This window comes from Pseudoxanthomonas sp. Root630 (assembly GCF_001427585.1).
Lineage (GTDB): Bacteria > Pseudomonadota > Gammaproteobacteria > Xanthomonadales > Xanthomonadaceae > Pseudoxanthomonas_A.
The window spans coordinates 174,562-201,523 of the sequence record NZ_LMGY01000015.1 but is presented as its reverse complement, the minus strand read 5'-3'; the positions used below and the strand labels follow the sequence as shown (position 1 = coordinate 201,523).

Sequence of the window (26,962 nt, the reverse complement as noted above, 5' to 3'; positions counted from 1 at the left end):
CCCAGAAGGACGCTTTCTCGTTGACCCCGCCGCCCACCGCCACCGCGATGAGCGTGACCAAGCGCAACGGCGGCCGCGAGCCGGTGGACCTCAACAAGATCGTGCGCGCGGTGCAGCGCAACTGCGAAGGCCTGCACGCCATCGACCCGATGCGCGTGGCCACCCGCACCATCTCCGGCCTGTACGACGGCGCCAGCACGCGCGAACTCGACGAACTGTCCATCCGCACCGCCGCGCTGCTGACCGGCGAGGAACCCGAATACAGCCGACTGGCCGCGCGCCTGCTGGCCGCCTACATCGCCAAGGAAGTCACCGGCCAGGAAATCCACGCGTTCTCGCAGTCGGTGACGCGCGGCCACGAGGTCGGCCTGATCAACGACCGCCTGCTGAACTTCGTGCAGACCAACGCGCGCAAGCTCAACGATGCGCTGGACGCCTCGCTCGACCTGCACTTCGACTACTTCGGCCTGCGCACGCTGTACGACCGCTACCTGCTGCGCCACCCGCACACGCGCAAGGTGATCGAGACGCCGCAGCAGTTCTTCCTGCGCATCGCCTGCGCATTGAGCGAGGACGTGCCCGAAGCGCTGGCGCTGTACCGCCGCATGGGCAACCTGGACTACCTGCCCAGCTCGCCGACGCTGTTCAACAGCGGCACCACGCACGAGCAGCTGTCGTCGTGCTTCCTGCTGGACTCGCCGCAGGACACGCTGGAATCGATCTACGCCAGGTACGGCGACATCGCCCAGCTGAGCAAGTTCAGCGGCGGCATCGGCGTGAGCTACACGCGGGTGCGTTCGCGCGGCTCGCTGATCAAGTCCACCAACGGCCACAGCAACGGCATCGTGCCGTGGCTGAAGACGCTGGATTCCTCGGTCGCGGCGGTCAACCAGGGCGGCAAGCGCAAGGGCGCGGCCTGCGTGTACCTGGAAACCTGGCACGCCGACATCGAGGACTTCCTCGAGCTGCGCGACAACACCGGCGACGAAGCGCGCCGCACCCATAACCTCAACCTGGCCAACTGGGTGCCGGACCTCTTCATGAAGCGCGTCGAGGCCGACCAGGAATGGTCGCTGTTCGATCCGCGCTTGGTGCCGGAGCTGACCGACCTGTACGGCGCCACGTTCGAACTCGCCTATACGCAGGCCGAAGCGCAGGGCAAGGCGATGAAGACCATCTCCGCCCGCAAGCTGTACGGCCGGATGATGCGCACGCTGGCCGAGACCGGCAACGGCTGGATGACGTTCAAGGACAAGTGCAACGCGGCCAGCAACCAGACGCTGCGCGCCGGCAACGTGATCCACCTCTCCAACCTGTGCACCGAGATCCTCGAGGTCACCTCGGCGGAAGAGACCGCAGTGTGCAACCTGGGTTCGATCAACCTGGCCAAGCACTTCGACAGCGACCCCGACAACGGCCGCACCTGGTTCGATTTCGACAAGCTGGCCGAGACGGTGCGCCTGGCCGTGCGCCAGCTGGACCGCGTGATCGACCTGAACTTCTATCCCATCGAAACCGCACGCCGCGGCAACCTGCGCTGGCGCCCGGTCGGCCTGGGCTGCATGGGCCTGCAGGACGTGTTCTTCAAGCTGCGCCTGCCGTTCGACAGCGCCGAAGCGCGCGCGCTGTCGGCGAAGATCGCCGAGACCATCTACTTCCATGCGCTGGAAACCTCGGTGGAGCTGGCGCAGGAACGCGGCCGCCATCCGTCCTTCGCCGACACCCGTGCAGCGAACGGGGAACTGCAGTTCGATGCCTGGAACGTGGTCCCCGAGAACGTGGAACGTTGGGATGCGCTGCGCGAGCGCATCAGGGAGCACGGCCTGCGCAACTCGCTGCTGATCGCGATCGCCCCGACCGCGACCATCGCATCGATCGCCGGCTGCTACGAGTGCGTGGAGCCGCAGGTATCCAACCTGTTCAAGCGCGAGACGCTGTCGGGCGACTTCCTGCAGGTCAACCGCTACCTGGTGGACGAGCTGAAGAAGCTCGGCCTGTGGACGCCGGAAACGCGCGACGCCATCAAGCTGTCCGAAGGCTCGGTGCAGGGCCTGGCGCAGGTGCCGGAGGCGCTGCAGCAGGTCTACCGCACGGCGTGGGAACTGCCGATGCGCTCGCTGATCGACATGGCCGCCGGCCGCGGCGCCTTCATCGACCAGTCGGCCTCGCTCAACCTGTTCATGGAAAGCCCGAATATCGGCGCGATGTCGTCCATGTACATGTACGCATGGAAGCAGGGCATCAAGACCACCTACTACCTGCGCTCGCGCCCGGCGACGAAGATCGCCAAGACCACGGTCAGCACCGTGGCGGCCACCGAGCCCAAGCGCGAGTACACGCCGACCGAAGCCATCGCCTGCTCACTGGAGAATCCGGAAGCCTGCGAGGCCTGCCAGTAACGCCTCTCCCACGTCGGCATCCCCGACGGATCACGGCACAGGGAGGTGCCGGGCGCACGGATGCGCCAATCCTTGTTCGAGCCCCTCTCCCGCCGGGAGAGGGGTTGGGGTGAGGGTCCGGCGGTCCAGGAAACTCCACCGCCGGCACCTTCGCCGCACCCTCATCCGCCCTTCGGGCACCTTCTCCCGGGAGGAGAAGGAGAACCAAGAGAACACCGCACCATGTCCGCACAACCCAAGCAGATGCTGCTGGATCCCGGTTTCGAACTGACGCTGCGCCCGATGCGCTATCCGCAGTTCTATGACATGTACCGCGACGCCATCAAGAACACGTGGACGGTGGAGGAGATCAACTTCCAGATCGACATCACCGACCTGCATTCGAAGATGACGCCCGCCGACCGCCACCTGATCCACCGGCTGGTCGCGTTCTTCGCCACCGGCGATTCCATCGTGTCGAACAACCTGGTGCTGAACCTGTACCAGCACCTCAACGCGCCCGAGGCGCGCATGTACCTGTCGCGCCAGTTGTACGAAGAAGCGCTGCACGTGCAGTTCTACCTGACCCTGCTGGACAACTACCTGCCCGACCCGTCGGAGCGGTTCAAGGCGTTCGCGGCGGTGGAGAACATCCCGGCGATCAAGAAGAAGGCCGACTTCTGCTTCAAGTGGATCGACAGTATCCAGGACCTGCGCCGGATCGAGACGCGCGACCAGCGCCGGCAGTTCCTGCTCAACCAGATCTGCTTCGCCGCCTGCATCGAAGGCCTGTTCTTCTTCGCCGCCTTCGCCTACGTGTATTACTTCCGCTCGCGCGGCCTGCTGCCCGGCCTGGCCAGCGGCACCAACTGGGTGTTCCGCGACGAGAGCTGCCACATGGAGTTCGCGTTCGAATGCGTGCGCACCGTGCGCGAGGAAGAGCCGGACCTGTTCGACGACAAGATGCAGCAGCAGGTCTACGACATGCTGGAAGAAGCGATCGAGTGCGAGGTCCAGTTCGCCGAGGACGTGCTGTCCGGCGGCGTGGCCGGCATCTCGACGCGCGACATGCGCCAGTACCTGCAGCATTGCGCGGACCAGCATTTCGCCAAGCTCGGCATGCCCAAGCGCTACGACGTGCGCAACCCGCTGCCCTTCATGGAACTGCAGGACGTGCAGGAGCTGACCAACTTCTTCGAGCGCCGCGTGTCCGCCTACCAGCTGGGCGTGCAGGGCGAAGTGGGCTTCGACCACGCGTTCTGAGCACACTGCTCCTTTGTGGGAGCGACGTCAGTCGCGATCACGGCAATGAAGACTCCATGGCGCTCCGGGGCCATGGAAATGTCGGCGATGTGTGCTGCGGCGTCCTGGACTCGACGGACGTCCGGGTCATTCGTTCATGCGGTCGCGACCGACGTCGCTCCTACACCAGCGCAACATCCGGCGCGCTATGCTGCCGCCGGGAGTACGCGAACCGGAGCACCACCATGACCGAACTGGCCAACGCCGAAGCGCGCCCCCTCGAGGCGCGCCTGCTGCACATGGTCTTCCCCGACCACACCAACCACCTGGGCACGCTGTTCGGCGGCCAGGCGCTGGCGTGGATGGACATGTCCGCCTTCATCGTCGCGTCCCGCTACGCACGCTCCACCGTGGTCACGGCGCGCTCGGAGCAGGTGGACTTCAACCAGCCGATCCACAAGGGCGACCTGGTGGAAGTGGTCGCGCGCGTGGTCAAGGTCGGACGCAGCTCGATGAACGTCGATGTGGAAGTCATCACCGAGAACCTGCTGACCGGCGAGCGCAAGCTGTGCACGCGCGGGCACTTCGTGATGATCGCGCTCGATCCGCTGGGCCGGCCGACGCCGGCCCCGCCGCTGCCGCCCGCCATCGCCCAGGATTGACCGTTTATCCCCGTTGGCGGACCCGCTGCGACAGGCTAGTGTCGCAGCGGGGATAGCGTCGCCGTCCGGCGATGCGGACACAGGGGTTGAACATGCGTCGTTTCGCGATGCTGGCGCTCGTCGCCAGCGCTCTGGTGCCGGGCGTCGTGCACGCTCAAGCCGTACCTGCCACGCAGCAGGGCTACGCCTTCTGCAGCGTCACCGACACCAGCCATGCGCAGGCCACGATCTGGGCGTCGCCAGTCGTTCCGGTGAGGGTGGGTGCGGACGATCCCGGCGGCTTCCGTCGCGGGATGGAGCTGGCCAGCGAGTTCCTGACGCACGTGGGCTCGCTCGGCGGCAGGGGCGACAAGAGCTGCAACGTGATGGCCACCCAGGGCGAGGCCGCGGCCTTTCGCGAAGAACAGCGCGCGCTGTGGGACAAGCGCGTGTACTTCATCAAGGTGGGGGATTGGCGCAACGTCGCGTGGACGCCGGCCGCGTACACGCCTTCGACGCCCGTCGCGAACGCAGCGCCGGTGACGCGCCACTTCCTCTGCCAGGCCACGCAGACCGACATTCCCGACCGCAGCGATCTCAGCCGCACGGTCGCCAGCGGCGTATTCACGATGCCCGTGCCCGGCCCCGATCCGATGCTGGCCATGTACCAGCAGGCCTCCGCCTACGGCATCGAGTTCCAGTCGGTCGTGCAGGCGCACGGCTTGCCGGTGCAGGCCAGCTGCATGCCCTACGACACCGCGGGCGAGGCGCAGTACGCCTACCAGCAGATGGTGCGGTTCTCGAAGGGCTTCAACATGAAGTACACCGAGGTGGCATGGACGCCGACGGGCCGGGCCGTGGTGGCGACCGCGGCCACATCGATGCCGACACAGACGCCGGCCGTCGCCGCATCGCCCACTGCCAAGGGCCGCCTGGGCGTCCGCATCGACGCGCTGTCGCCGGAACTGGCGCAAGGCCTCGGCCTGCCATCGACACAGGGTGCCTGGGTCGTCGAGGTGCTGCCCGACAGCGTCGCGCTGCAATCCGGCATCAAGCCGATGGATGTGGTGTTGGACGTCGCGGGCCAGACCGTGGTGGCAGCGACCGATCTGCCGGCGGCCATCAACCGGCTGCAACCGGGCGTCGCAACGCCGCTGCGCGTCTGGCGCGACCGCCAGATGCACACGCTCAACATCACGCTGCCGCCGGGCGACAACGGTCCGACGACCGTCGCCACGCCGGCTACCGCGACGACGAAAGCCACGTCTGCTACGCCCAGCGACAACCACTATCACTGCACCGCGCAGGTATCCACCACCCGTCCGACGCCACTCGTCCTGCACGCGCCGCTGCACGAGTTCACCGGCACGCCGACCGATACGACGGCGCTCGCGACCACGCTGACCGCGCTGCTCGCCAAGGTGAAGGCCAGCGATCCGGCCTGGGTCGATTTCGCCCCGGTCACGTGCTACCCGAACAACGCGGTGTTTCCCGGCGAAGTGTTCTGCGTCTCCAGCGTCTACAAGCGGCTGCGCAACCTGTCCCAGGTCGGCGCGCTGTTCTGCAACGCCTCCCGCGAACAGGCCGAGAAGCGCTGGCAGGACATGGAAAAGGTAGGCGGCGCGGTCGCCAGGCCGCTGGCGTGGCCATGAAGACAGCGGGACGCCGGAGGGAGTCCCGCCTTCGTCACCTCATGCCGCTTGCGCGTGGCCCGCACGCAGCGCACGGGCCGCGTCCACCATCCGCTCCAGCGCAGTGCGCACCTCCGGCCAGCCGCGCGTCTTCAGGCCGCAGTCCGGGTTGACCCAGATCTGTTCCGGCGCCAGCACCGCGCGGGCCTTGTCGAGCAGGTCGATCATCTCGCCCGTGGTCGGGACGCGCGGCGAATGGATGTCGTACACGCCCGGCCCGATCTCGTTGGGGTAGCGGAATTTCACGAACGCATCCAGCAACTCCATGCGCGAGCGCGAGGTCTCGATGGAGATCACGTCCGCATCCATCGCCGCGACCGCCTCGATGATGTCGTTGAACTCGGAGTAGCACATGTGCGTGTGGATCTGGGTGTCGTCCCGCACGCCCGAGGCGGTGATCCGGAAACACTCCACGGCCCAGCCCAGGTACGCCGGCCAGTCGGCGCGGCGCAGCGGCAGGCCTTCGCGCAGCGCAGGTTCGTCGATCTGGATCACGCCGATACCGGCGGCCTCCAGGTCCAGCACTTCGTCGCGCAGCGCCAACGCGATCTGCCGGCAGGTCTGCGCACGGGCCTGGTCGTCACGGACGAACGACCACTGCAGCACGGTGACCGGCCCGGTCAGCATGCCCTTCATCGGCCGGGCGGTCAGCGACTGCGCGTACTGCGACCAGCGCACCGTCATCGGCGCCGGTCGCGACACGTCGCCATAGATGACCGGCGGCTTCACGCAACGCGAGCCGTAGCTCTGCACCCAGCCGTTCTTCGTGAAGGCGAAACCGTCCAGCTGTTCGCCGAAGTATTCCACCATGTCGTTGCGCTCGAATTCGCCATGCACCAGCACATCGATGCCGATCTCTTCCTGGATGCGCACGCAGCGCGTGGTCTCGGCTTCGAGGAAGGCGTCGTACGCGGCATCGGACAGCTTGCCGCCCTTGTGGCGCGCGCGCGCATCGCGCACGTCGTGGGTCTGCGGGAACGAGCCGATCGTCGTGGTCGGGAATGCCGGCAGCGCGAAGCGCGCCTGCTGGAACACGCGACGCTGCAGGTACGGGGCACCGCGATGGATGTCGGCCGCCTCGGGCGAGGCCAGCCGTGCCGCGACGGCCGGCCGGTGCACGCGCGTCGAGTGCCGGCGCGATTCGATGCGATCGCGCGCCACCGCCAGGGCGGCATCCGCGGCGCGCGGATCGCGCAGGGCGTCGGCCAGCAGGCGCAGTTCCTCGATCTTCTGCCGGGCGAAGGCCAGCCATGACTTCAGGTCGGACGGCAGCGCCTTCTCGCCGGTGACATCCACCGGCACGTGCAGCAACGAGCACGACGGCGCCAGCCACAGGTGGCCCAGCTCCAGGTGGCCCTGCGCGTACTTGGCGAGGATCAGCGCGTTGTCCAGGTTCGTGCGCCAGATGTTGCGGCCATCCACCAGGCCCACCGACAGCACGCGCGCTTTCGGCCACTGCTTCAGCACGTCGTCCAGCTGCTCCTTGCCGCGCACCAGGTCCACGTGCAGGCCATCGACCGGAAGCGCGCAGGCCAGCGGCAACTGCGCATCGAGCCGGCCGAAGTAGGTCGCCAGCAGCAGGCGCGGACGGACCGTCTTCGCCAGCGCCGCGTATGCCCGCACGTAGGCGGCGCGCGCGGGCTCATCCAGATCGAGCACCAGGCAGGGCTCATCCACCTGCACCCAGTCCGCGCCCGCGGCGTGCAGCTTCGCCAGCAGCTCCGCATAGACCGGCAGCAGGCGGTCGAGCAGGGCGAGGCGGTCGCTGCCATCCACCGTCTTGGACAGCAGCAGGAAGCTCACCGGGCCCAGCAGCACCGGCCGCGCGGCATGGCCGGCGGCGCGCGCTTCCAGGAACTCGGCGACCGGCTTGTCGCCGCGCAGGCGGAAGTCCTGGCCCGCATGCAGTTCCGGCACCAGGTAGTGGTAGTTGGTGTCGAACCACTTGGTCATCTCCAGCGCGCGCAGGTCCACGCCGTCCTTCTGCAAGCCGCGCGCGAGCGCGAAGTACCCCGCGAGCGGATCGGCATCGGCCAGCGCGCGGTAGGCATCGGGAATCGCATCGAGCAGGAAAGCGGTATCGAGCACGTGGTCGTACAGCGCGAAGTCGTTGCAGGGCACGACGTCGGCGCCGGCGTCGCGCTGCAGCTGCCAGTGGCGATGGCGCAGCCCGCGTGCGGTCTCCTGCAGGTCGGCGGCGACGGTGTCGCCGCGCCAGTAGCTTTCCAGGGCGGTCTTCAGTTCGCGCTTCGCGCCGATGCGCGGGAAGCCGAGGGTGGTAACGGTGGTCATGGTGCGTGTCCTCATGCGTGGCGGATGAGGAACGAAGGAACCGCGCGCCAGGCCAGGGCCCGCCACGCCAGCGACCTTCGCCCCCGCGGGCGAGCCGGAGTGCCGGAAGGAAGCGGCGCAGGAGGACGCGTCCACGCGCAAAGCAGGGACGCAGGCTCCGGCCGCTCCCCCTCGGAAGCTCCAGGTCAGGCGGAAGACGGTCGTGTCTTCCGGCCAGGGCAGGTCTTCGGGCTCATGGACGGGCGCGGGTGCGCTGGCCTACTTCCCGTCGCTTCCCGGCCCGTGGGGACCAGTGCTGTTGACGGGGTTCGTTTCCAAATACCGCTGCGGGGCAGCGCCGGAATAGGCCCATGGAACAGGCCGCACCGGCTTCCCTTTTAATTCCATCGCTTCATTCGCATGGAGAGATGGAAACCTTGGCGAGGCGAACGTTACCCGCGCCCGCGGGGAGCGTCAAGCACGCGTCTGCGTCCTGCCGTTCCGTTAGAGTCCCGCCATGGACACGGCCGACAGATGGAAGGTGGCGGTTCTGGCGGCGGTCGCGCTGCTCGGGGCCGCGTGGCTCGTGGACCTGCTGCTGCTTTCCCACTATCGGCACCAGGACTACACCGGCGATTGCGGTCCCGGCGCAGCGAACGCCAAGGTGGACCTGATCGGGGGATACGAAGGTTCCTCGAACGAGCGCGGAGCGCCGTACTACATGCGTCTGATACTCAGGGGAGACGATGCGCGCGCGCTGGTGGGGCCGCGACTGGTTTCTGCCAGGACCGGACGGAGCCTTGAACTGCCGGACATGGCGCGTGGCGAAGTATCGGGCGCCTACGAAGGCGAGATCCCCACGGTCTGGCTCTCCCGGGATTTCTCGATTCCCTATGAACACCATCTCTTCGCGGGCACGCTGGAAGCCGCCGGCGGACGACCGACACTCGCTCTCGCGTGCCGGCTGGTGCCCACGCCGACAGAGGAGTGGCGCGTCCCCCTGCTCGACATGCTGATGAGCGTTTGACGCGGCGCCCTCTCGCAGAAGCGGGAGGGGCTTGGGGCGTTCGTTCGTCCTCCTTGTTCAAGCCTCTCGTGGATGCCTCTCCGATGCCACCCGTCGCGCCGCCGCCTTCGCCCTCACGCCGCCGCTGGTTGAACGCCCTTGCCGCCACGCCGTTGGCGGCCCTTGCATGGCCCCGCCTCGCCTCCGCCGCCGCCTGCGACGACGCCACGAACTGGATTCCACCCGACGCCTTCCTCGCCGACCTTCCTCGCCTGATGCAGGCACTGCGCGTACCCGCCATCGGCATGGCGGTGGTCGAGCGTGGCGAGGTGGTGTGGTCGCGCAACCTTGGCGTATTGAATGCAGAGACGCGGACGCCGGTGACGGACGACACGCTGTTCGAGGATGCCTCGCTCAGCAAGCCGGTGTTCGCCTACCTGGTGCTGCAGCTGGCGGACCAGGGCGTGATCGACCTCGATGCCCCGCTGGTGCGCTATCGGCGGATGGACTACCTGGCCGATCACCCGTGGGTGGATCGGGTCACCGCGCGCGACGTGCTGCGCCATTCCACCGGCCTGCCGAACTGGCGCAAGGACCCGGCCCACGAAAAGCTCGTGCCCGCGGTAAAGCCGGGGACGCGCATCGACTATTCGGGCGAAGCGATCTTCTGGCTGCAGCTGGTGGTCGAGACGCTGACCGGCGAGAGCCTGGACGAGTCGATGCAGCGGTTGCTGTTCGGTCCTGCCGGCATGCGGGACAGCAGCTACAGCTGGAGCACGGAACTGGCGGCACGTTCGGTGTACGGCCATCGCGCCGTCGAAGACGAAGAAACGGGCATGCCGCCGCAGATGCTGCGCGACACGTGGAACGCGGCGCAGACCGTCGCGAACCGCTGGGGCAAGCCGCTGTCCGCGTGGCGTTACGAAGATGCCGAGCGCGCGCTGCCGGATGTGCAGGCCATCACGCCGAAGGGCCTGGTGAACTGGCCCGGCGACATCCTCGCCAACGCGGCGGCGAGCCTGCGCACCACCCCGAGCGACTACGCGCGCTTCATGGCGCTGATGGTGCGCACGCCGCGCGCGCCATGGCAAATCAGCGACGCCACGCGCACGGCGATGCTGACGAAGCAGATCGAGGTGCCCGGCCGCTGGACCGACAAGGGCCTGGGCTGGAACCTGGAAGCCACGCCGCGCGGCCCGGTGTTCTACCACTCGGGCAGCAACGGCGGCATCTTCAAGAATTTCGCCCTGGGCGATGCCCGCGGCCAGCGCGCGCTGGTGGCGCTGACCAACGGCGGCAGCGGCAACGTGCTGTACCGGCGCGTGGTGCGCGCCGCGACCGGACACGACCTGCTGGCGTTCGACCTATAGGCCCTGGAACACGAACGGCGCCGCGGGCCGGAAATCCTTCACCGCGTTGCCGGCGAACACGTTGCGCTGGTCCTGGCCCAGGTCAAGCCGCAGCACCTTGCCGGTCTCCTTCGAGAAATCGACGTCCTTGAGATCCACCCAGAACGTATTCGGCGTCAGCGCGGATTCGAAGAAATAGAGCTTGCGCTTGTGGTCGGCGACGGTGCGCCAGCGGGTGGAGGAGATGTTCGGCTCTTCCGGCGTATTGATGCCGAACGGCACCGACGCGTTGCGGATCACGCTGAAGACGCTGGCCAGCGCCTTCACCGGATCCTCGGCCTTGGGAATCGCGTTGACGTAGAACGAGGCGCGCGCGAAACGGTCCGACGCGCGGTTGGTGCCCGGCAGCATCACCGTGCCGCCGATCTGCTTCCAGTAGGTATTGAGCGCGAGTTGCTGGTCGAACACCGGCGAGTTGGTCATCACCTGGTACTGGCGGCCGTGGTGGATCACCTGCTTGCCGTCGATGTACTCGACGATGGCGCTGTCGCCCGTGGCGTCGGACATCGACAGGTGCAGCGTGGTCAGCCGGTCTTCCCCGGGGACCTTGTCGGTCACCACGGTGAAGGGCTGCTTGCGCAGCGCGTTGACGGCTTCCTTCACGGTGCCGTAGTTGTCCAGCACGTACTGCGCCCACGCCGCGATGCTCAGGCCGGGACCGCGACCGTCGTAGGCGGGATACTCGGATTCGACCAGCCACAGCACGTTGGCGACCAGGCCGGCCTCGTTCATGCCGTCGGTGGTGGAGACCTCGTAGCCGGTAGCGATCACGCTGCCGTACTTCGAGGTCCATGTCACCGAATTCGGGCCGGCCTGTCCGCTGCGGGCCATGCCGCGCGGGAAGATCCACAGGTGGGTGGCCACGTCGTTCTTCCAGTCCATCGAGCGCGCGGTGATCACGTCCTCGTCGGCACCGAGGTAGACCACGCGCGTGCACGCGGCGGCGGGCGGGGCGGCAAGGGATGACAGCAGGGTGACGGCGAACGCGAGCGGCAGTACGAAGCGACGATCCATGACGGTCTCCGTGAAGGCGGGAACAGGCGGTGCGCGGCGGTGGCGCCCGCCCTTTATGCCAGCGGGTGTGTTAAACAGCGATCCTCAGCCGCCCCACGAGATGCTGCCATGGCCATCCCCCTGTCGCCGCACCGTTCGTCCACCCGCGCAGCGCTCCTCGCCCTCGCCGCGATGGCCCTCTCCGCCTGCGTCAGCACGCCCGGCCCGCAGGTCGCCGGCAGCGGCACCTGTCGCGACGCCGCGCTGGGCTGGGCCGTGGGGCAGCCGGCGGACGAAGCCACGCTGCGACGCCTGTCCCGCGAAAGCGGCGCGGGGCTGGTCAACCCGATCGGCCCCAGCACGGTGGTGAAGCACGACGCGCGCGACGACCGCCTCCGCGTGTACATCGATGCCAACAACCGCATCACCGCGGCGCGCTGCGAGTAGGACTGCGGCACCCCACCCCATGCGCCGCGACCACATCCTCACCCTGTCCTGCCCGGATACGACCGGCATCGTCTATCGCGTCACCGGGCTGCTGTTCGACGCTGGTTGCAACATCCTCGATGCGCAGCAGTTCGGCGACGAGGAATCCGGCCGCTTCTTCCTGCGCGTGCACTTCGACCTGCCGGAAGGCATCACGGCGGAAGCGCTGCATGCGCGTTTCCAGCCGCTCGCCGATGCGTTCGCGATGGACTGGCAGCTGCACGACGCGCGCCGCAAGGCGCGGCTGATGGTACTGGTGAGCAAGCAGGGGCACTGCCTCAACGACCTGCTGTTCCGCGTGCACAGCCGGCAGCTGCCGGTGGAGATCGCCTGCGTGGCATCCAACCATGCCGATTTCGCGCCGCTGGCGCAGTCGTACGGTGTCGCCTTCCATCATCTGCCCGTATCCGCCGACCATCGCGACGAACAGGAACACCGCATCATCGACCTGGTCGAGCGCGAGCGGATCGACCTGGTCGTGCTGGCGCGCTACATGCAGATCCTCTCGCCGACGCTGTGCGATGCATTGGCCGGCCGCGCGATCAACATCCATCACAGCTTCCTGCCGAGCTTCAAGGGCGCCAAGCCGTACCACCAGGCGCACGCACGCGGGGTCAAGATCATCGGTGCCACGGCGCACTACGTGACGCGCGACCTGGATGAAGGTCCGATCATCGAACAGGACGTCGCGCGCGTGGACCACGCGATGACGCCGAAGGAACTGGTGCGCATGGGCAGCGACATCGAATCGCTGGTGCTCGCCCGCGCAGTGCGCCGCCACGTGGAGCACCGCATCCTGCTCAACGGGCACAGGACGGTGGTGTTCCGCTGACCGCCATGCCGTTCTCTGTGGGAGCGACGTAAGTCGCGAGCTTTTCGGTTCACCGAACAAGAGCTTCGCGACTTACGTCGCTCCCACACCACACCCCCCTTCGCTCCTACAGGTCAGCTGCCGACGCGCCGCCGCAGCCCGACCAGCACTGCGTACACGATCGCCAGCACCACGACCGCCACGCCGATCGCCGTCCACTCGCGCGCGCTCAGCGTGGTGAGGATGGCGACCATGCCGACCACCGCCAAACCCGGCACCAGCGGACCGCCACGCAGCACGAACGGCGCGCCGCGCTCGCGCAGGTCGGTGCGCTGCGCCCGCCAGGCGGCCACGCAGACCATCACGTAGACCAGGCAGACCGCGCCGCCCGAGATCAGCACCAGGGCTTCGAAATTGCCCACCACCGCCAGCAGGCAGGCGAGGCCGGCGTGCGTGGCCAGTGCCAGCAGCGGCACCCGGTGGGTAGCGCTGACGCGACCGAAGGCCTGCGGCAGGTAGCCATCGCGCCCCAGCGCGAACAGCAGCCGCGACGACCCCAGCAGGTTGCCCAGCAGGAAGCCCGCCATCGAGACGCAAGCGGTCACCAGCAGGGCGATGCGTGCCGGATCCCACAGCCGGCCCGCGGCCTCGGCGATCGGCACGCTGCTGCTCGCCAGCGCCGGACCCAGCACGCCCTGGCAGACGATCTGCAGGCCCAGGTACAGCAGCACCACCAGCAGGATGGCGCTCAATGCCGCGCGCGGCACGCTGCGCGAGGGATCGCGCACTTCGCCACCGGGAATCAACGCTGTCTCCACGCCGGAATACGCGAACACCACCATCACCATCGCCGCGCCCAGCGCCGTCCAGGAGGGTACGTCGGTGAACGCGAAGCTGATCTGCGTGGTATCGACGAATGCCAGACCCAGGACCACCAGCAGGAACAGCGGCACCAGTTTCAATGTGGCCAGCGCCATCACCGCGCGTGCGCCCAGCTTCACGCCGAAGGCATTGAGCGCGTAGATCGCGGCGTACACGCCCAACAGCAGCAGCGCGCGCGGCAGCGGCGCATCGAAGACCGGCCACAGGCTGGCCGCCTGCAGCGACAGCGCGGCGGCGACGCCGGCACTGGAGGCCACGTTGCAGATCCACATCAGCGCCCCGGCCAGGAAGCCCGGCAGCGTGCCGAACACCGCGCTGACGTACGTGTACGGCCCACCCGTGGCGGAGGCACGGCTGCCGATGGCGGCGAAGCACAACGCCACCGGCACCATCACCACCGCACCGGCCAGCAGCGCCAGCGGCGCGGCGGCACCGACCTGCGCCGACAGCGCGGCGGGCATCTTGAAGATGCCGCCACCGACGATGATGTTGATGACGGCCGCGGCCAGCGCCAGGCTGCCCACTGCGCGCAGCAGCGCGGCATCGCCCTGCAGCGGACGGGAAGAAGCGGGGTCGGCATCGCGGGTCATGGGCAGGGGCGCTCTCCAGTGGCCTGCGAGCCTGCCATGCACGCGTAGCGAATGCGAGCCGCACACGGGCATGCGCTCATGGTGATTCGCCATTGGACGCGCACGCCGCACGGGCTAGCATCGTGCTCCCCGCCCGCCCGGATGCCGCCATGCTTCGCGCCCATCGCTTGTTCGCCGCCCTGCTCGTCGCCACCGCCGCACTGGTGGGCGCGGAAGAGGCGCGGGCCCAGGACGCCACCGCCTTCACTGCGCTGGAACGCGCGCAGCCCAAGCTCGTGCAGTGGCGTCGCGACATCCACCAGCATCCCGAACTCGGCGAGCAGGAAACGCGGACCGCCGCACTGGTCGCCGACCACCTGCGCGCGCTCGGCCTCACGGTCCGCACCGGCGTCGGCAAGACCGGCGTGGTCGCGGTGCTGAAGGGTGCGAAACCCGGCCCGCGCATCGCACTGCGCGCCGACATGGACGCGCTGCCGGTCACCGAACAGACCGGCCTGCCTTTCGCGTCGACGGTGAAGGCCGAGTACCGCGGCCAGCCGGTCGGCGTGATGCACGCCTGCGGCCACGATGCGCACGTCGCCATCCTGATGGGCGTGGCGCAGGCGCTGGTCGCCGCGAAGGATGAACTCGCCGGCGAAGTGATGTTCGTGTTCCAGCCGGCGGAGGAAGGTCCGCCGGTCGCGGGCGCCGTGTTCGGCGCGGCGTTGATGCTGCAGGACGGCGTCTTCAAGGACTTCAAGCCCGACGCCGTGTTCGGCCTGCATGTGTGGGCCGGCCTGCCCGTGGGCAGCGTGGGCTACCGCAGCGGACCGTTGCTCGCCGCGGCGGACGAGTGGTCGCTGGTGGTGAAGGGCAAGCAGACGCACGGCTCGCGGCCGTGGGACGGCGTGGACCCGATCACCCTGGGCGCGCAGATCCTGCTGGGCACGCAGAGCATGATCGCGCGGCAGGTGAACATCGCCACCAGCCCGGTGGTGCTGACCGCGGGGCAGTTCCAGGCCGGCGTGCGCTTCAACATCATTCCGGACGAAGCGACCCTGGTCGGCACGCTGCGCACGTTCGATCCGACCGTGCGCGAAGACGTGATCACGCGCTTCCGTCGCATCGCCGACGACTACGCGCACGCCAGCGGCGGCAGCGCCGAGCTGAAAGTGGCCAACAACGCGCCCGCCACGATCAACCAGCCTGCGCTCACCCAGCGCGTGCGGCCTTCGCTGGAGAAGGCGGTGGGCGCGGCGAACGTGATCGAGATGCCCTTGGTGACGGTGGCCGAGGACTTCTCGCAGTTCGCCAACACCGTGCCGGGCTTCTACTTCTTCGTCGGTTCGACGTCGAAGGGCATCGACCCCGCCACCGCGCCGATCAACCACTCGCCGCAGTTCCTGCTCGACGAACAGGCGCTGCAGACCGGCAGCAGGACGATGCTGCAGGTGGCGTTGGATTACCTGACTAGCCAACCGAAATGATGTGTTTCCCTCTCTCCGTGCAACGGGGAGAGGGTGCCGAAGGCGGGTGAGGGGCGACGAAGCCGCAGCGCCATGTTCATCCAAGAAGTGACCGAAGGAACGCGTGCGCCCCTCATCCGGCCTCCGGCCACCTTCTCCCCGCCCCGCGGGGAGAAGGGTTAGAGCCGCAGCCAGAGACGCAACGGATGTTGCGGATCCGCCAGCAGGCGGATCGCCAGCGCGATCGACACGGTGACCAGCAGCGGCTTGATGATCCGCGCGCCCTGCTTCATCGCGAAGCGCGAGCCCAGCTGCGCGCCGAGGAACTGGCCCGCGCCCATCAGCAGGCCGATCTTCCACAGTACCGCGCCGTGCAGCAGGAACACACCGAATGCGCCGAGGTTGGAGCCGAAGTTGAGGAACTTGGTGTGTGCGGTCGCCTTGAGGATGCCGAAGCCGGCCAGGGCGACGAAGCCCAGCATCAGGAACGAGCCCGTGCCCGGGCCGAACACGCCGTCATAGAAGCCGATCGCCGGCACGAAGGTCAGCGCGAACACTTGCGGCCGCATGCGCTGGTGCTGGTCCACGTGGCCGATGTCGGGCTTCAGGCCGAAGTACACCGCGATGCCCACCAGCAGGAACGGCAGTGCCCACTTCAACCAGTCCACCGGGATGATCGTGGCCAACAACGCACCACCGACGGCACCCAACGCCGCGGTCAGCACCATCGGCAGCTGGCCCTTGAGATCGACGTGTCCATGACGCGCGTAGGCCCAGCTGGCCGAGCCCGAGCCGAACAGCGACTGCAGCTTGTTGGTGCCCAGCACCTGCAGCGGCGGGATGCCGGCCAGCAGCATCGCGGGAATCGTCACCATGCCGCCGCCGCCCGCGATGGCGTCGATGAAGCCCGCCAGCATCGCGGCGAGGAACAGCAGCAGGAGCACCTGCAGGGCGAGGTCGGGCATGGTGGTTCCGGCGGGGGGCGGAGGCGTCGCCAGCCGTGATCGGCCACACGGAACGCCTGCGCATTCTAAGGCGGCATGCGCGTGGCCGCGACGCAGGCGGTAGCATCGGGGCTTGTCTCCAGGAGCCGACCCGATGCGCCATGCACGTCCTCTCGCCGTTTCCCTGCTCGCCCTCGCCTGCGCCCTGCCCGCCGCCGCCCAGGATGCCGCGCCCACGCAACGGCCGGAGGTCGTCGCCGCAGGCAAGGCGGTGCAGCAGCAGGTGATCGACTGGCGCCGGCACTTCCACCAGCACCCGGAGCTGTCCAACCGCGAGGAACAGACCGCCAAGCGCGTGGCCGAAGAACTGCGCAAGCTGGGGCTGCAGCCACGCACCGGCATCGCGCATCATGGCGTCACCGCGGTGATCAAGGGCGGCAAGCCCGGCCCGCGCATCGCGCTGCGCGCCGACATGGACGCATTGCCGGTCACCGAGCGCAACAGCCTGCCGTTCGCGTCGAAGGCGACCTCCACCTATCGCGGTGAGACCGTCGGCGTGATGCACGCCTGCGGCCACGACGCGCACACGGGCATCCTGCTGGGCGTGGCGAAGGCGCTGGTCGGCATGAAGGACACGCTGCCGGGCGAAGTGCTGCTGGTGTTCCAGCCCGCCGAAGAAGGCGCACCCGCCGGCGAGGAAGGGGGCGCGGAGCTGATGCTCAAGGAGGGCGTGTTCAAGGACTTCAAGCCCGAGGCGGTGTTCGGCCTGCACGTGTTCTCGTCGATTCCGGCCGGCCAGATCGGCGTGCGCCAGGGGCCGCTGATGGCGGCATCCGACAGCTTCACGCTGAAGGTCGTCGGCCGGCAGACGCACGGCTCGCGGCCGTGGGGCGGCGTGGACCCGATCGTCGCGATGGCCGACGTCATCGGCACCACCCAGACCATCGTCAGCCGCCGCACCGACATCTCCAAGCTGCCCGCGGTGGTCAGTTTCGGCGCGATCAAGGGTGGCATCCGCTACAACATCATCCCCGACTACGTTGAAGTGGTCGGCACCATCCGCACCTTCGACGAAGGCATGCGGCAGAAGATCTTCGCCGACCTGAAGAACGTCGCCACCCACGTCAGTGCCGCGCACGGCGCGAAGGTGGAAGCCAGCGTGCCCGACAACGACGGCAATCCGGTCACCGTCAACAACCCGGAGCTCACCGCGCGGATGCTGCCCAGCCTGCAGGCCGTGGTGGGCGCGGACAACGTCATCACGCCGGGCCTGCAGATGGGCGCGGAGGATTTTTCGTTCTATGCGCGCGAAGTGCCATCGATGTTCTTCTTCGTCGGCAGCACGGCCAAGGGCGTCGATCCGGTCACGGCACCGAGCAACCATTCGCCCGAATTCATGCTGGACGAATCCTCGCTCGACATCGGCCTGCGCGCGCTGCTGCAGGTGACGCTGGATTATCTGGACAAGCCGAAGGGCTGAGTGTCCGTGGCATCCCCCTCTCCCCGCAGGCGGGGTGAGGGGCGAGCGGAGACACGATGCCGGGAGCGCGCGTGCCCTCGCCAGAAGCGACGTCGATGTCAGCGTATGACGCTCACCCGACATGGCACGCGCCCCTCATCCGCCCTTCGGGCACCTTCTCCCCGCTTCGCAGGGAGAAGGAGACAGGCTTCAGCGATGCTCGCCATCCAGGTACAGCCAGCGTCCGTCGATGCGGACGAAGCGGCTGCGTTCGTGCAGGCGCACCGCACTGCCGCTCCCGGCGCGGTAGCGGGCGACGAACTCGACCTCGGCGGTATCCGGCCCGGTGACGCGGTGCTGCTTCACCGACAGGCCCAGCCAGGTGGTGCGTGGCGCACCGGGCGCGTCCAGCCCCAGCTCGGCAGGACGGGTATCGGGATGCCAGGTGGCGCGCAGGTAATCCGCGTCGCCGGTGACGAACGCGCTGTAGCGCGAGCGCATCAGCGCTTCGGCATCGGGCGCGGGCTCACCTGCGTGATGGCGGCCACAGCAGGCCGTGTAGTCGCGGCCGGTACCGCAGGGGCAGGGGTTCATGCGGTGGACTTTTGTAGGAGCGACGTAAGTCGCGACCGTACACCCAACGGCTGTAGGGCGCCTTTCTTCGGGCGCGGCAAGCGAAGGGACACCGATGCCATGCGGTCGCGACTCACGTCGCTCCTACAACGACAGCACCTGGTCAACGCTTGCCGTGGCCCGTCTCGATGAAACGCAGGAACTCGGCGCGCGTGCGCGCATCCTCACGGAACGTACCCAGCATCTTGCTGGTCACCATGCTGACGCCGCGCTTGTGCACGCCACGGGTGGTCATGCACTCGTGCGCACCATCGACGACGACGGCCACGCCGCGCGGCTGCAGCACGTCCTGGATGCACTGCGCGATCTGCGCGGTCATCTTTTCCTGCACCTGGAAGCGGCGCGCATACACATCCACCACGCGCGCCAGCTTGCTGATGCCGACCACCTTGCCATCGGGCAGGTAGCCCACGTGCGCACGGCCGATGATCGGCGCCATGTGGTGCTCGCAATGGCTTTCGAATTCGATGTCGCGCAGCACGATCATCTCGTCGTAGCCGGCGACTTCCTCGAAGGTGCGCGCCAGGTATTCGCGCGGATCCATCTGGTAGCCACTGAACCAGTCGCGGTAGGCTTTGGCCACGCGCTTTGGCGTATCCAGCAGGCCTTCGCGCTTCGGGTCTTCGCCCGCCCATTCCAGCAGCACGCGGACCGCGTCCTCGGCCTGCGCCTGGGTGACCTTGCCGGGGTTGTCGTCGGAATGGCTCATCGCATGGATTCCTGCGGGGGGCGTGATGGTAACCCATCGAGGCGACAGGGGCCGTCTTGGCGCCCGCGCTCCACCTGCTACGGCGCAGACGGCTCGATGGATGCGCGCCCGTTGGCGCGGCATCCGGACCTCGCGTAAGTTCACATCCAGCACAGGAAGTCCCATCCCGCCGCCCGCAAGGATGCCGTCATGACGTTTCGCCTCTGTTTCGCTGCGGTCGCATGGGCTTGTCTCGTCTTCGTGCCGTCGGCCCATGCCGCGGATGCCGTGCTCGACAAGGTGATCGGGCTGGCGCGCACTCAGGCCCTGAATGGCGCCCAGCCTGACTGGCCCGCCGTCGAACGCGAAGCCTATGCCCGGCTCGCAGCCACGCCAGGCGAGGATGGCCGCACCGCGGCGATCCGCTTCGTGCTGGCGTCGCTGAAGGAACGGCATTCGGTGTATTACCCGCCGCGGACCGGTGCTGCCCCGGCGAACTCAGGTGGATCACGGTCGCAGGCCATGAGCGCCGTGCCCGCAACCACGACCCCTATCGCCCTCGCGCACACGGATGAGGGTGCCATCGGACGCCTAACGATCAACAGCTGGAGCGGCAACGGCGACGATGCGACAGCGATCGCGGCTCGATCGGTCCGCCATGCGCTCATCGAAGCGCTGGCGGATTCACGCTGCGGCGTGATCGTCGACGTCGCCAACAACACGGGTGGCAACATGTGGCCGATGATGAGCGGCATCGCCCCGCTGTACGACGAAGGCGTGCTGGAGTCGTTCCAGGGTCGCGATGGCGTCCGCCACCCGGTGCGGATGCAGGACGGCAGGATGCTCATCGGCGATGTCGTGCGGGTCGCGGCCATCCCGGCGCCGCTTCCGCGCATCCCCTCGCACGTCGCCGTCATCCTCGGGCCCAGGACGATGAGCTCCGGCGAGATCCTGGCGATCGGGTTCAAGCGCCAGCGCAACGTGCGCTTCTTCGGCCGGCCTACGGGTGGATTCACCACCTCCAACAACAGCTACCGGCTGGAGAACGGCGGGATGCTGGCGCTGACCACCGCGCGCATCCTCGACCGCAGCGGGGCGGTCCAGCACGGTCCGGTGCTACCCGACGAGGTGACCGACCAGCCTCTGGAGGCCGCGCGTGCGTGGCTGCAGGCGCAGTGCACCGAGCGCTGAGGCCGTTGCGCGCAGGTTCCGCGTTGTGAACGGCGTGCATGGGCCGTCGTCACGCGGTGTTTCGGCATCCCTGCCTAGAACGGGAGCGACGATGACGGAACCGAGGTGCGCCATGCCCCAGATCCAGGCCCAGACCGCGCTTCCCGTGCGCGCGATCGACATCGTGCCGGTGGATCCGGCGCTGCTGAGCTTCGGCATCGACGTGTTCCAGGCGGTCATGAACGGTGCGCTGCCCATAAGCGAGTACGACGGTGAAGACCTCGCCTGCGTCGGCATGAACGTCATCGCCCGCCAGGTGGGCGGGCACGGGCTGTCGATGGAAGAGGAGGCGTCACTGGTGCTGCGCGTGGTGGCCTTCGGCGAGCTGGTGACGCGTGCCGGCTCCGACAGCCGCATCGCTGCGCATGTGGATGCGGTGGGCAGCGGCTACCGGGTCACGCCGGCGTTCCTTCAGGCCGCCGCCGGTGCTGAGATCGTGCGTCGCATCGACGGTGGCTTCGGCTACGACCTGGACAGCGTGGCGGCCCGCCTCATGCACTGAACCCGCGCGGGTCCGTTACGCTGGGCACAGGGTCAGCGCCGTCGCGGGGTGGGGTATGGATTTCCTGAAGATCCTCAAGTCGTTCGAAGAGTTCGTCTACGAAGCACTGACGTGGGTGATCCTGCTGCCGCGCACGTTGCTGCGGACGCTGTTGCATCCGGACCGGATGACGGCCTATGCCGCGCATGAGCTGGCGCGTACCGACGACGCGCGCTTCAGCGACGCCATCAGCCCCCCGCTGTTGCTGATCCTCTGCGTGCTGCTGGCGCATCTGTTCGACCTTGGTGTACGGGCGCAGGTACCGGATACCTCGGGCTCGCTGGCGGCAGTGATCCTCGCTTCCGAGGAAACGCTGCTGCTCTATCGCACGATCACCTTCGGTGTGTGGGCATTGGCCGGGGCTACGTATGTGCTGATGCGCGCGCGCCAGCCGGTGAACCGCGAGAGCTTGCGGCAGCCGTTCTACGAACAGTGCTACCTGGTGGCGCCCTTCGCACTGGTACTCTCGTGCGCCATGTCACTGCTGCTGATGCCGGCGCCGTGGACGAACGTGGCCTCCGCCTGCCTGACGCTCGCCGTGCTGGCGTGGTTCTGGGTCGTGCAGGCGGCGTGGATCCGCCGGCGCACCCGGCTGCCCTGGTGGCGCTGCCTCGGCGCAGCGGCCATCGTGCTGATGGTGGGCGGCACCATCAACGCTACTGTCGGCTACCTGCTGGCGCACACGGCGGCAGGCGCGCTCGCCAGCGCCTGAACGCCGCGCCCTGCCGTTGAGACCACCGTCGCTATTCGGCCACCAGCACCAGGACGACGGGCTTGCCGGCGCGCCTCACCGCCAGCGTGACCTTGTCGCCCGGCTCGATGTCGCCCATGGCGCCGAAGAACGTCCGCGCCGAGCTGCCCATCAGCGGCTTGCCGTCCAACTGCTCCAGCACGTCGCCCACCTGCAATCCCGCCCGCTGCGCCGGCGAGGCGGGTGCGACCTGGGTCACCACCACCTGCTTGATGTCGGCATCCAGTACCTTGCGGTCGAATTTCGCATCGACGGTGAAGCCGAGCTTGCCCTGGGCGGCGTGAACTGAGAACGCCAGCAGGGTGGCAAGGAGGAAAGCGGCGATGCGGAGGGCTGACGACATGGACGGCTCCACTCCTGAGTGGCGGTGTCGGCCAACGACGCCATCAAGCGCGCGGCCTGGGCCAGGCGTGTAGTTCAACGCCTCTCATCGTTCTGCTGTGGGCGTCCGTGCCGACGTTGCTTCATCTTGCTTCGTCGAACACGTACTCGCGCTGCTCGTCGTGAAGGATCAGCGTGCGCCGGCCGTCCTGGTCAGCGACGACGAATGCGTAGCCGTCTTCATTCGGAGAGATCGTCACGAACGCGGTCGTCCCATCGCCGTCGCGACGCGTGGCGACCTCGCTCTTCCAGCCGCCAAAGTCGAACCAGGTCCTCGCGCCCTTTCTGGTGACGACGATGTCGCCAAGTGCGGGGCTGCGATAACGCTCCGCCAAGCGACCCGCCGCCGCCTGGTCCGCCGGCACGATGAGCCGGAGGCGCTCGGCGGCCCTGGACTCCTTCATGCTCCTGGCTTCCACGGGGACATTCACCACCGCTTCCGGACGCGCATCGAACAGGACTTCCAGCCAGCGCCGCCGGAACAGATTGCGGATGGCCGAACCGCCGGCCTGCGTGTTGGTCAGGATCACCGCACCCACGTTGTGTTCCGGCAACCACATCATGTTGGAAATGAACCCGGAGGCGACGCCACCGTGTTGGATCAACGGTGTCCCCATGCTGCGATCGATCTTCAGCCCCATGCCGTAGCCGGTATCCTTGCCCGTCGCGACCTGCTGCACGCGGCGTTCCATCAGGGGCGCTTCCGCGATGTAGCGTTCGCCGCCGGGCAGCAGGCCCTTGTCGAGCTCCATCTGGACGTAGCGGAGCATGTCGTTGACGTTGCTCCACGCTCCGCCATCGGGACGGGTCGGGATGGCGGCGTAGTTGAGATCCATGCTGGCCGGCACCGTCTTGCCGTCCACGTCCTCTCCATGCGGTGCGGCGTGGTTGCCACGCTCTGCGCGAGTGAAGTCGAAGGTGGTCGAGGTCATCCCCAGCGGATCGAACACCAGCGCCTGCATGGCCGCGTCGTACGCGGCACCCAGCTCCCATTGCGGATGCAGCGCGTGACCGCCCGCGAAGCCGGCCGCATCGGCCATGAGGTTCGAGTACTGGTACAGCTCGCCGAACTTGCTGGTCGGCTGCATCGTTGCCAGGGTCTCGACCACCGACGCCGGCGTGAGCCGCTCGCCTTCGAAGATCGCTTCCATGTCCTGCCGCGGCATCCCGGTGCAGGCGCAGACCAGGTGTTTCATCAACACCTGGCGGGTGGCGTCGGCATCGCCGAGCCGGAACGCCGGCAGCACCTCGGTGGCAGGCGTTTCCCAGGTGAACCTGCCCGCATCGACCAGCTTGGCCAGCATCAAGGTGGTCATGGCCTTGGTGTTCGAGGCGATCATGAACAGCGTTTCGGAATCCACCTTCTCCGGCTTGCCCAGCGCACGCACACCGAAGCCCGCGGCAAGCATCACCTTGCCATCCTGCACGATCCCGATGGCCACGCCTGGCACGTCGAACTGCTGGCGCGCATCTTCGACGAACTGTTTCAGCGCCTCGATGCGCGCGGCGTCGAGCGTGTGTGCGGTCTTGCCGGCAAAGGTTTCGCGGCTGTACCCCTTCGGCAACAGACGACCGATCAGCTCGATCTGCGCGTCGCGCTTGCCGCTGACGGCATTGGCCATGTCGAAGATCGTCACGGTCCAGCGCTCTCCATGCCGGCGCGCAACGGCCGACGCGCTGCGCTGGTCGTTGACCGGCGTGTCGTACCGGTAGGCGCGGATCTGCTCCCAGCCATCACGCACCAGCCTGTCGCTGGCCAGTTTCAGCGGCCACGCGGCCTTGCCGGCGTAGGCCGCCCACGCGGCCGCCACGGCGGTATCGGCATCCGCGGCCGATCCGACGTCGATCAACGCGACATGGGAGCCGCCTTCGGGCGCGGTCAGGATCATCGCGGACCCTTGCGTCCTGACCGACCATCCGGCGGGTGCCACGAAACCGTTGCCTTCGACCGTGGTGCGTGGGGTGTCGGTCACGACCCTCTCCTCGGCGGCCGATGGTATCGGTGCAGTAGCAGAATCCAAGGGCGTTCCCGCCGTCGCGCCCAGCACGGGCACGGAGACCACGATCAATACACCGGCAAGCAGTGAAGACTTCATCGGACACTCCATGGGAATTTGAGGGGTGCTTACAGATCGCGTCGATGCCGCGCGACGCGGATGTCGGGATCGGGGCCGCCCTCCGTCGCAGACACGACAGAGGAATGGCCAGGGATATCTCTCGGGATGGGCTTACTAAGCGGGTCTCGCCAGGCCCGCCGCCAGCGCTTCGCTTATCAGGCTTCCCACGTCACGGGCTGCGCGCTCCGCAGCATGCTCCTGCTCGCGACGCAGGGCCTCGAACCGCCGTTCGAATGCTTGCAACGGTTCGCTCGCCGTCTCCATTTCACGCGCGAGTCGTGCCATGGGTGCCTGTTGCGACTCTGCCCGTGCGGCCTCAGCGGCGAGTTGCCGTTCGTGCAGGCGGACGCGCTTGTGCATCAGCGCCTCACGCTGCGTCGTCAGTGCGTCCATCTCGCGTTCGAACCTCAGCTGCGCGGCATCGCTCGGCACGGCATCCCGATACTGCTTCTCGACCGCGTTCTGCTTGCGCTCGATATCGTCCTGTTGGCGCACCAGGCCCTCCATTTCGCGCTGCGCTGCGCTGTTGTCGGGCGGGGCCTCGGCAGGAGCGGTCAACGCTTCCATGCGCCCACCGATCGCTTCCACCTTCCTGTAGTGGGCTTCCCTCTGGTTACCCAGCGTCGCCATTCGCCCTTCAAGCGCCTCCGCCTCGCTCCATGCCAGCCGGGCACGGGCGAGCAGCGCTGGATCGGTGATGACATAGTCCCGGCCGTCGCGGCGAACCCAGAGCAGGTCGCCCCTTCCCGCACGTTCCGCGGCCTGCGCCTCCGTCATGTCATCGTCGGGACCCCAGATCGTGATGCGGTGGGTTCCCTGTTGCACCAGGGCGAAGGTCTGGCGCACCGGCGCGTCGGGCGCACGGCTTGCGGGCGCCGTACGAGTGGCAGGCGCCGTTGAGTCGCGATCAGCCTTGCCCATGTGCGCATAGCCGTAGGACACGATGCCGGCGGCGGCGAGGCCCAGGAACGCAAGAGCGAAGCCGGTCACCGGGCGATCGCCTCGTCCCGGACGCACGAGACGTTCGATGCGCGCGCTGAGATGGCCGCCCCTCGCCGCTTGCGCGAGGTGGAAGGGAGGACGTTCACGACGGAGGTCGGCCAACTCCGACAGCGCGAGGGCAAGGCTGCGTGGCGCACAGGCCAATTCGGCCGCGAGCTGGTCGGCGATCTGTTCGCGCTCGATGCGGATGCGGTGCGACAGCCACCAGACCACCGGATGGTAGAACAGCAGGGCCTCGATGGCGTTCTGCAGCAGGTTGACGAGATAGTCGTGGCGACGGATATGCGCGAGTTCGTGAGCGAGTAGGGCTTCGATCAACGCCGTCGGCATGCGGGTGAGCAGCGCGGCGGGCACCACCACCACCGGACGCCACCAACCGGCCGAAACAGGGGAATCGATCGTGTCGACAAGGCACAGCGTTACCGGGCGGTACAAGCCGAAGCGCACGGCCAGCGCGTCGAGGCGTCCCTGCCATGCGGCTTGCGCCACAGGCGGCGGCGCGTTGCGCAGGCCGCGTATCCACACCAGGCCCAACGCCATGCGCGAGAACATGACGGAGGTGCCGGCCATCCAGAATGCGACGACCCAGGGCGACACGGCGTCGAATCGCGACACGGGCGGGACGAACCCGAACAGCACTCCCACGGGGTTCGGCGGGACCATGTCCGGCAAGTGCACGAGTGTCGCGCCCTGTGTCGGCGTGACGGATGTCCCTGCGAACTGCGCGATGACGCTGGCCAGCGGCACCAGCACGCAGGCCAGCAACGCGAGGCATGCGACGGCGTAGCGCGCTTGTGGCCGTGCGTGCCGCAAGACATACAACACGAGCGCGGTGAGCAGGCCGATCAACGCGCCTTGCCAGAGGAAATGCAGCAGCGCATGGCCCAGCGCGGGCACCAGGTTCCCCAGGAACTCAGCCATCCGGATTCTCCTTCAGGAAGCGCTTGATCTCGTCGCGCTCCTTGTCGGTGATATGGCCACTCAGCGCCGCCAGCACCAGATCCTTGCCGGAGCCGGCAAAGGCCTTGTGGATGAGATCCCGGAGCAGGCTGGTCTGCAGCGCATCCTGCGCATGTGCGGCGGCGTATACGTGCGAACGCTGGCTCTCGTCGCGGATGAGCAACCCTTTCCCGTGCATCACCTGCAGTTGGCGCAGCACCGTGGCGTACGTGAGTTCCGGGCGCTCGTGCATGTGTGCTGCATGCACGTCCTTCACCGTGGAGGGCCCGATGCGCCAGATCACCCGCAGCAGGTCGAGTTCACCCCCCGTGGGCTTCGGTGGCTTGGCAGGCTTCTTCGGCATGGGATGCGTCGTCTACGGGAAGGGTCTGAGGCACCATAGGCGAACTAGAACAGTTTGTCTAGACAAAT

At 67.9% G+C, this 26,962-nt stretch carries 23 protein-coding genes and 1 riboswitch; of the genes, 13 read left to right on the top strand and 10 right to left on the bottom strand.

The features are described 5' to 3' along the window. Positions 1 to 47 precede the first annotated feature (47 nt). The 4 genes from ASD72_RS11130 to ASD72_RS11115 all read left to right on the top strand — a co-directional run bounded on the left by ASD72_RS11130 (position 48) and on the right by ASD72_RS11115 (position 5,913). Positions 48 to 2,399, top strand: a complete 2,352-nt coding sequence (locus tag ASD72_RS11130; protein WP_081420315.1) for a ribonucleoside-diphosphate reductase subunit alpha — start codon at positions 48 to 50, stop codon at positions 2,397 to 2,399. 222 nt (positions 2,400 to 2,621) lie between these two features. Beyond that, positions 2,622 to 3,641: a ribonucleotide-diphosphate reductase subunit beta gene (locus ASD72_RS11125; protein ID WP_056880017.1), complete on the top strand. Its 1,020-nt coding sequence runs from the start codon at positions 2,622 to 2,624 to the stop codon at positions 3,639 to 3,641. Positions 3,642 to 3,865: 224 nt separating this feature from the next. Beyond that, entirely contained in the window at positions 3,866 to 4,282 is a 417-nt protein-coding gene (locus ASD72_RS11120; protein WP_056880016.1) for an acyl-CoA thioesterase, read from the top strand. A gap of 92 nt (positions 4,283 to 4,374) precedes the next feature. Beyond that, entirely contained in the window at positions 4,375 to 5,913 is a 1,539-nt protein-coding gene (locus tag ASD72_RS11115) for a PDZ domain-containing protein (protein WP_056880015.1), read from the top strand. 39 nt (positions 5,914 to 5,952) lie between these two features. On the opposite strand, the gene metE is transcribed toward ASD72_RS11115, so the two are convergent. Beyond that, positions 5,953 to 8,244: a 5-methyltetrahydropteroyltriglutamate--homocysteine S-methyltransferase gene (gene metE, locus ASD72_RS11110; RefSeq protein ID WP_056880014.1), complete on the bottom strand. Its 2,292-nt coding sequence runs from the start codon at positions 8,242 to 8,244 to the stop codon at positions 5,953 to 5,955. Positions 8,245 to 8,443: 199 nt separating this feature from the next. Further along, positions 8,444 to 8,678, bottom strand: a riboswitch (cobalamin riboswitch). 62 nt (positions 8,679 to 8,740) lie between these two features. Here metE and ASD72_RS11105 point away from each other — a divergent pair. Both ASD72_RS11105 and ASD72_RS11100 read left to right on the top strand, forming a co-directional pair. Next, positions 8,741 to 9,250 (top strand): hypothetical protein, encoded by a 510-nt coding sequence (locus tag ASD72_RS11105; RefSeq protein ID WP_056880013.1) that lies wholly within the window; start codon positions 8,741 to 8,743, stop codon positions 9,248 to 9,250. Positions 9,251 to 9,378: 128 nt separating this feature from the next. Further along, the gene (locus ASD72_RS11100) at positions 9,379 to 10,599 is read left to right on the top strand and encodes a serine hydrolase domain-containing protein (protein WP_235577999.1); all 1,221 of its coding nucleotides are present in this window, start codon (positions 9,379 to 9,381) and stop codon (positions 10,597 to 10,599) included. On the opposite strand, the gene ASD72_RS11095 is transcribed toward ASD72_RS11100, so the two are convergent. Continuing rightward, a complete protein-coding gene (locus ASD72_RS11095) occupies positions 10,594 to 11,652 on the bottom strand; it encodes a linear amide C-N hydrolase (protein WP_056880012.1) in 1,059 nt (352 codons plus the stop codon). The two genes, ASD72_RS11100 and ASD72_RS11095, sit on opposite strands and share 6 nt — an antisense overlap. A gap of 108 nt (positions 11,653 to 11,760) precedes the next feature. Between ASD72_RS11095 and ASD72_RS11090 the strand changes: the two genes are divergently transcribed. Then, entirely contained in the window at positions 11,761 to 12,078 is a 318-nt protein-coding gene (locus ASD72_RS11090) for a hypothetical protein (RefSeq protein ID WP_056880011.1), read from the top strand. Between the two features lie 19 nt (positions 12,079 to 12,097). Then, positions 12,098 to 12,949, top strand: a complete 852-nt coding sequence (gene purU, locus ASD72_RS11085) for a formyltetrahydrofolate deformylase (protein ID WP_056880010.1) — start codon at positions 12,098 to 12,100, stop codon at positions 12,947 to 12,949. Between the two features lie 113 nt (positions 12,950 to 13,062). Here purU and ASD72_RS11080 read toward each other — a convergent pair whose 3' ends face one another. Beyond that, positions 13,063 to 14,400, bottom strand: coding sequence for an APC family permease (locus ASD72_RS11080; RefSeq protein ID WP_056880009.1), 1,338 nt, complete (start codon positions 14,398 to 14,400; stop codon positions 13,063 to 13,065). Positions 14,401 to 14,549: 149 nt separating this feature from the next. Between ASD72_RS11080 and ASD72_RS11075 the strand changes: the two genes are divergently transcribed. Further along, positions 14,550 to 15,866, top strand: a complete 1,317-nt coding sequence (locus tag ASD72_RS11075) for an amidohydrolase (protein WP_056880008.1) — start codon at positions 14,550 to 14,552, stop codon at positions 15,864 to 15,866. A 158-nt stretch (positions 15,867 to 16,024) separates the two neighbouring features. Here the strand turns inward: ASD72_RS11075 and ASD72_RS11070 are convergent, their stop codons facing one another. Further along, the gene (locus ASD72_RS11070) at positions 16,025 to 16,810 is read right to left on the bottom strand and encodes a TSUP family transporter (protein WP_056880007.1); all 786 of its coding nucleotides are present in this window, start codon (positions 16,808 to 16,810) and stop codon (positions 16,025 to 16,027) included. A gap of 133 nt (positions 16,811 to 16,943) precedes the next feature. On the opposite strand from ASD72_RS11070, the gene ASD72_RS11065 reads away from it, so the two are divergent. Then, positions 16,944 to 18,269, top strand: coding sequence for a M20 family metallopeptidase (locus ASD72_RS11065; protein ID WP_056880006.1), 1,326 nt, complete (start codon positions 16,944 to 16,946; stop codon positions 18,267 to 18,269). A gap of 189 nt (positions 18,270 to 18,458) precedes the next feature. On the opposite strand, the gene ASD72_RS11060 is transcribed toward ASD72_RS11065, so the two are convergent. After that, positions 18,459 to 18,842, bottom strand: a complete 384-nt coding sequence (locus ASD72_RS11060) for a YchJ family metal-binding protein (RefSeq protein WP_056880005.1) — start codon at positions 18,840 to 18,842, stop codon at positions 18,459 to 18,461. A gap of 142 nt (positions 18,843 to 18,984) precedes the next feature. After that, the gene (gene folE, locus ASD72_RS11055) at positions 18,985 to 19,590 is read right to left on the bottom strand and encodes a GTP cyclohydrolase I FolE (protein ID WP_056880004.1); all 606 of its coding nucleotides are present in this window, start codon (positions 19,588 to 19,590) and stop codon (positions 18,985 to 18,987) included. 189 nt (positions 19,591 to 19,779) lie between these two features. Between folE and ASD72_RS11050 the strand changes: the two genes are divergently transcribed. The 3 genes from ASD72_RS11050 to ASD72_RS11040 all read left to right on the top strand — a co-directional run bounded on the left by ASD72_RS11050 (position 19,780) and on the right by ASD72_RS11040 (position 22,052). Further along, positions 19,780 to 20,760 (top strand): S41 family peptidase, encoded by a 981-nt coding sequence (locus ASD72_RS11050; RefSeq protein WP_056880003.1) that lies wholly within the window; start codon positions 19,780 to 19,782, stop codon positions 20,758 to 20,760. A gap of 112 nt (positions 20,761 to 20,872) precedes the next feature. Then, positions 20,873 to 21,301 (top strand): hypothetical protein, encoded by a 429-nt coding sequence (locus ASD72_RS11045; protein WP_155944611.1) that lies wholly within the window; start codon positions 20,873 to 20,875, stop codon positions 21,299 to 21,301. Between the two features lie 55 nt (positions 21,302 to 21,356). Beyond that, on the top strand, positions 21,357 to 22,052 hold the full coding sequence (locus tag ASD72_RS11040; protein WP_056880001.1) for a hypothetical protein: 696 nt from the start codon (positions 21,357 to 21,359) through the stop codon (positions 22,050 to 22,052). A gap of 31 nt (positions 22,053 to 22,083) precedes the next feature. Here the strand turns inward: ASD72_RS11040 and ASD72_RS11035 are convergent, their stop codons facing one another. The 4 genes from ASD72_RS11035 to ASD72_RS11020 all read right to left on the bottom strand — a co-directional run bounded on the left by ASD72_RS11035 (position 22,084) and on the right by ASD72_RS11020 (position 26,894). Continuing rightward, the gene (locus ASD72_RS11035) at positions 22,084 to 22,434 is read right to left on the bottom strand and encodes a PDZ domain-containing protein (protein ID WP_056880000.1); all 351 of its coding nucleotides are present in this window, start codon (positions 22,432 to 22,434) and stop codon (positions 22,084 to 22,086) included. Positions 22,435 to 22,555: 121 nt separating this feature from the next. After that, a complete protein-coding gene (locus tag ASD72_RS11030; protein ID WP_056879999.1) occupies positions 22,556 to 24,445 on the bottom strand; it encodes a serine hydrolase domain-containing protein in 1,890 nt (629 codons plus the stop codon). Positions 24,446 to 24,703: 258 nt separating this feature from the next. Further along, entirely contained in the window at positions 24,704 to 26,512 is a 1,809-nt protein-coding gene (locus ASD72_RS11025) for a M56 family metallopeptidase (protein WP_056879998.1), read from the bottom strand. Further along, a complete protein-coding gene (locus tag ASD72_RS11020) occupies positions 26,505 to 26,894 on the bottom strand; it encodes a BlaI/MecI/CopY family transcriptional regulator (protein ID WP_056879997.1) in 390 nt (129 codons plus the stop codon). The genes ASD72_RS11025 and ASD72_RS11020 overlap by 8 nt, the downstream gene beginning before the upstream one ends. Positions 26,895 to 26,962 lie beyond the last annotated feature (68 nt).

What these genes read in the sequence shown, in the direction of transcription:
- ASD72_RS11130 (WP_081420315.1), top strand. Translation starts at nt 48, where the DNA reads ATGAGCGTGACCAAGCGCAACGGCGGCCGCGAGCCGGTGGACCTCAAC.
- ASD72_RS11125 (WP_056880017.1), top strand. Translation starts at nt 2,622, where the DNA reads ATGTCCGCACAACCCAAGCAGATGCTGCTGGATCCCGGTTTCGAACTG.
- ASD72_RS11120 (WP_056880016.1), top strand. Translation starts at nt 3,866, where the DNA reads ATGACCGAACTGGCCAACGCCGAAGCGCGCCCCCTCGAGGCGCGCCTG.
- ASD72_RS11115 (WP_056880015.1), top strand. Translation starts at nt 4,375, where the DNA reads ATGCGTCGTTTCGCGATGCTGGCGCTCGTCGCCAGCGCTCTGGTGCCG.
- metE (WP_056880014.1), bottom strand. Translation starts at nt 8,244, where the DNA reads ATGACCACCGTTACCACCCTCGGCTTCCCGCGCATCGGCGCGAAGCGC.
- ASD72_RS11105 (WP_056880013.1), top strand. Translation starts at nt 8,741, where the DNA reads ATGGACACGGCCGACAGATGGAAGGTGGCGGTTCTGGCGGCGGTCGCG.
- ASD72_RS11095 (WP_056880012.1), bottom strand. Translation starts at nt 11,652, where the DNA reads ATGGATCGTCGCTTCGTACTGCCGCTCGCGTTCGCCGTCACCCTGCTG.
- ASD72_RS11090 (WP_056880011.1), top strand. Translation starts at nt 11,761, where the DNA reads ATGGCCATCCCCCTGTCGCCGCACCGTTCGTCCACCCGCGCAGCGCTC.
- purU (WP_056880010.1), top strand. Translation starts at nt 12,098, where the DNA reads ATGCGCCGCGACCACATCCTCACCCTGTCCTGCCCGGATACGACCGGC.
- ASD72_RS11080 (WP_056880009.1), bottom strand. Translation starts at nt 14,400, where the DNA reads ATGACCCGCGATGCCGACCCCGCTTCTTCCCGTCCGCTGCAGGGCGAT.
- ASD72_RS11075 (WP_056880008.1), top strand. Translation starts at nt 14,550, where the DNA reads ATGCTTCGCGCCCATCGCTTGTTCGCCGCCCTGCTCGTCGCCACCGCC.
- ASD72_RS11070 (WP_056880007.1), bottom strand. Translation starts at nt 16,810, where the DNA reads ATGCCCGACCTCGCCCTGCAGGTGCTCCTGCTGCTGTTCCTCGCCGCG.
- ASD72_RS11065 (WP_056880006.1), top strand. Translation starts at nt 16,944, where the DNA reads ATGCGCCATGCACGTCCTCTCGCCGTTTCCCTGCTCGCCCTCGCCTGC.
- ASD72_RS11060 (WP_056880005.1), bottom strand. Translation starts at nt 18,842, where the DNA reads ATGAACCCCTGCCCCTGCGGTACCGGCCGCGACTACACGGCCTGCTGT.
- folE (WP_056880004.1), bottom strand. Translation starts at nt 19,590, where the DNA reads ATGAGCCATTCCGACGACAACCCCGGCAAGGTCACCCAGGCGCAGGCC.
- ASD72_RS11050 (WP_056880003.1), top strand. Translation starts at nt 19,780, where the DNA reads ATGACGTTTCGCCTCTGTTTCGCTGCGGTCGCATGGGCTTGTCTCGTC.
- ASD72_RS11045 (WP_155944611.1), top strand. Translation starts at nt 20,873, where the DNA reads ATGCCCCAGATCCAGGCCCAGACCGCGCTTCCCGTGCGCGCGATCGAC.
- ASD72_RS11040 (WP_056880001.1), top strand. Translation starts at nt 21,357, where the DNA reads ATGGATTTCCTGAAGATCCTCAAGTCGTTCGAAGAGTTCGTCTACGAA.
- ASD72_RS11035 (WP_056880000.1), bottom strand. Translation starts at nt 22,434, where the DNA reads ATGTCGTCAGCCCTCCGCATCGCCGCTTTCCTCCTTGCCACCCTGCTG.
- ASD72_RS11025 (WP_056879998.1), bottom strand. Translation starts at nt 26,512, where the DNA reads ATGGCTGAGTTCCTGGGGAACCTGGTGCCCGCGCTGGGCCATGCGCTG.
- ASD72_RS11020 (WP_056879997.1), bottom strand. Translation starts at nt 26,894, where the DNA reads ATGCCGAAGAAGCCTGCCAAGCCACCGAAGCCCACGGGGGGTGAACTC.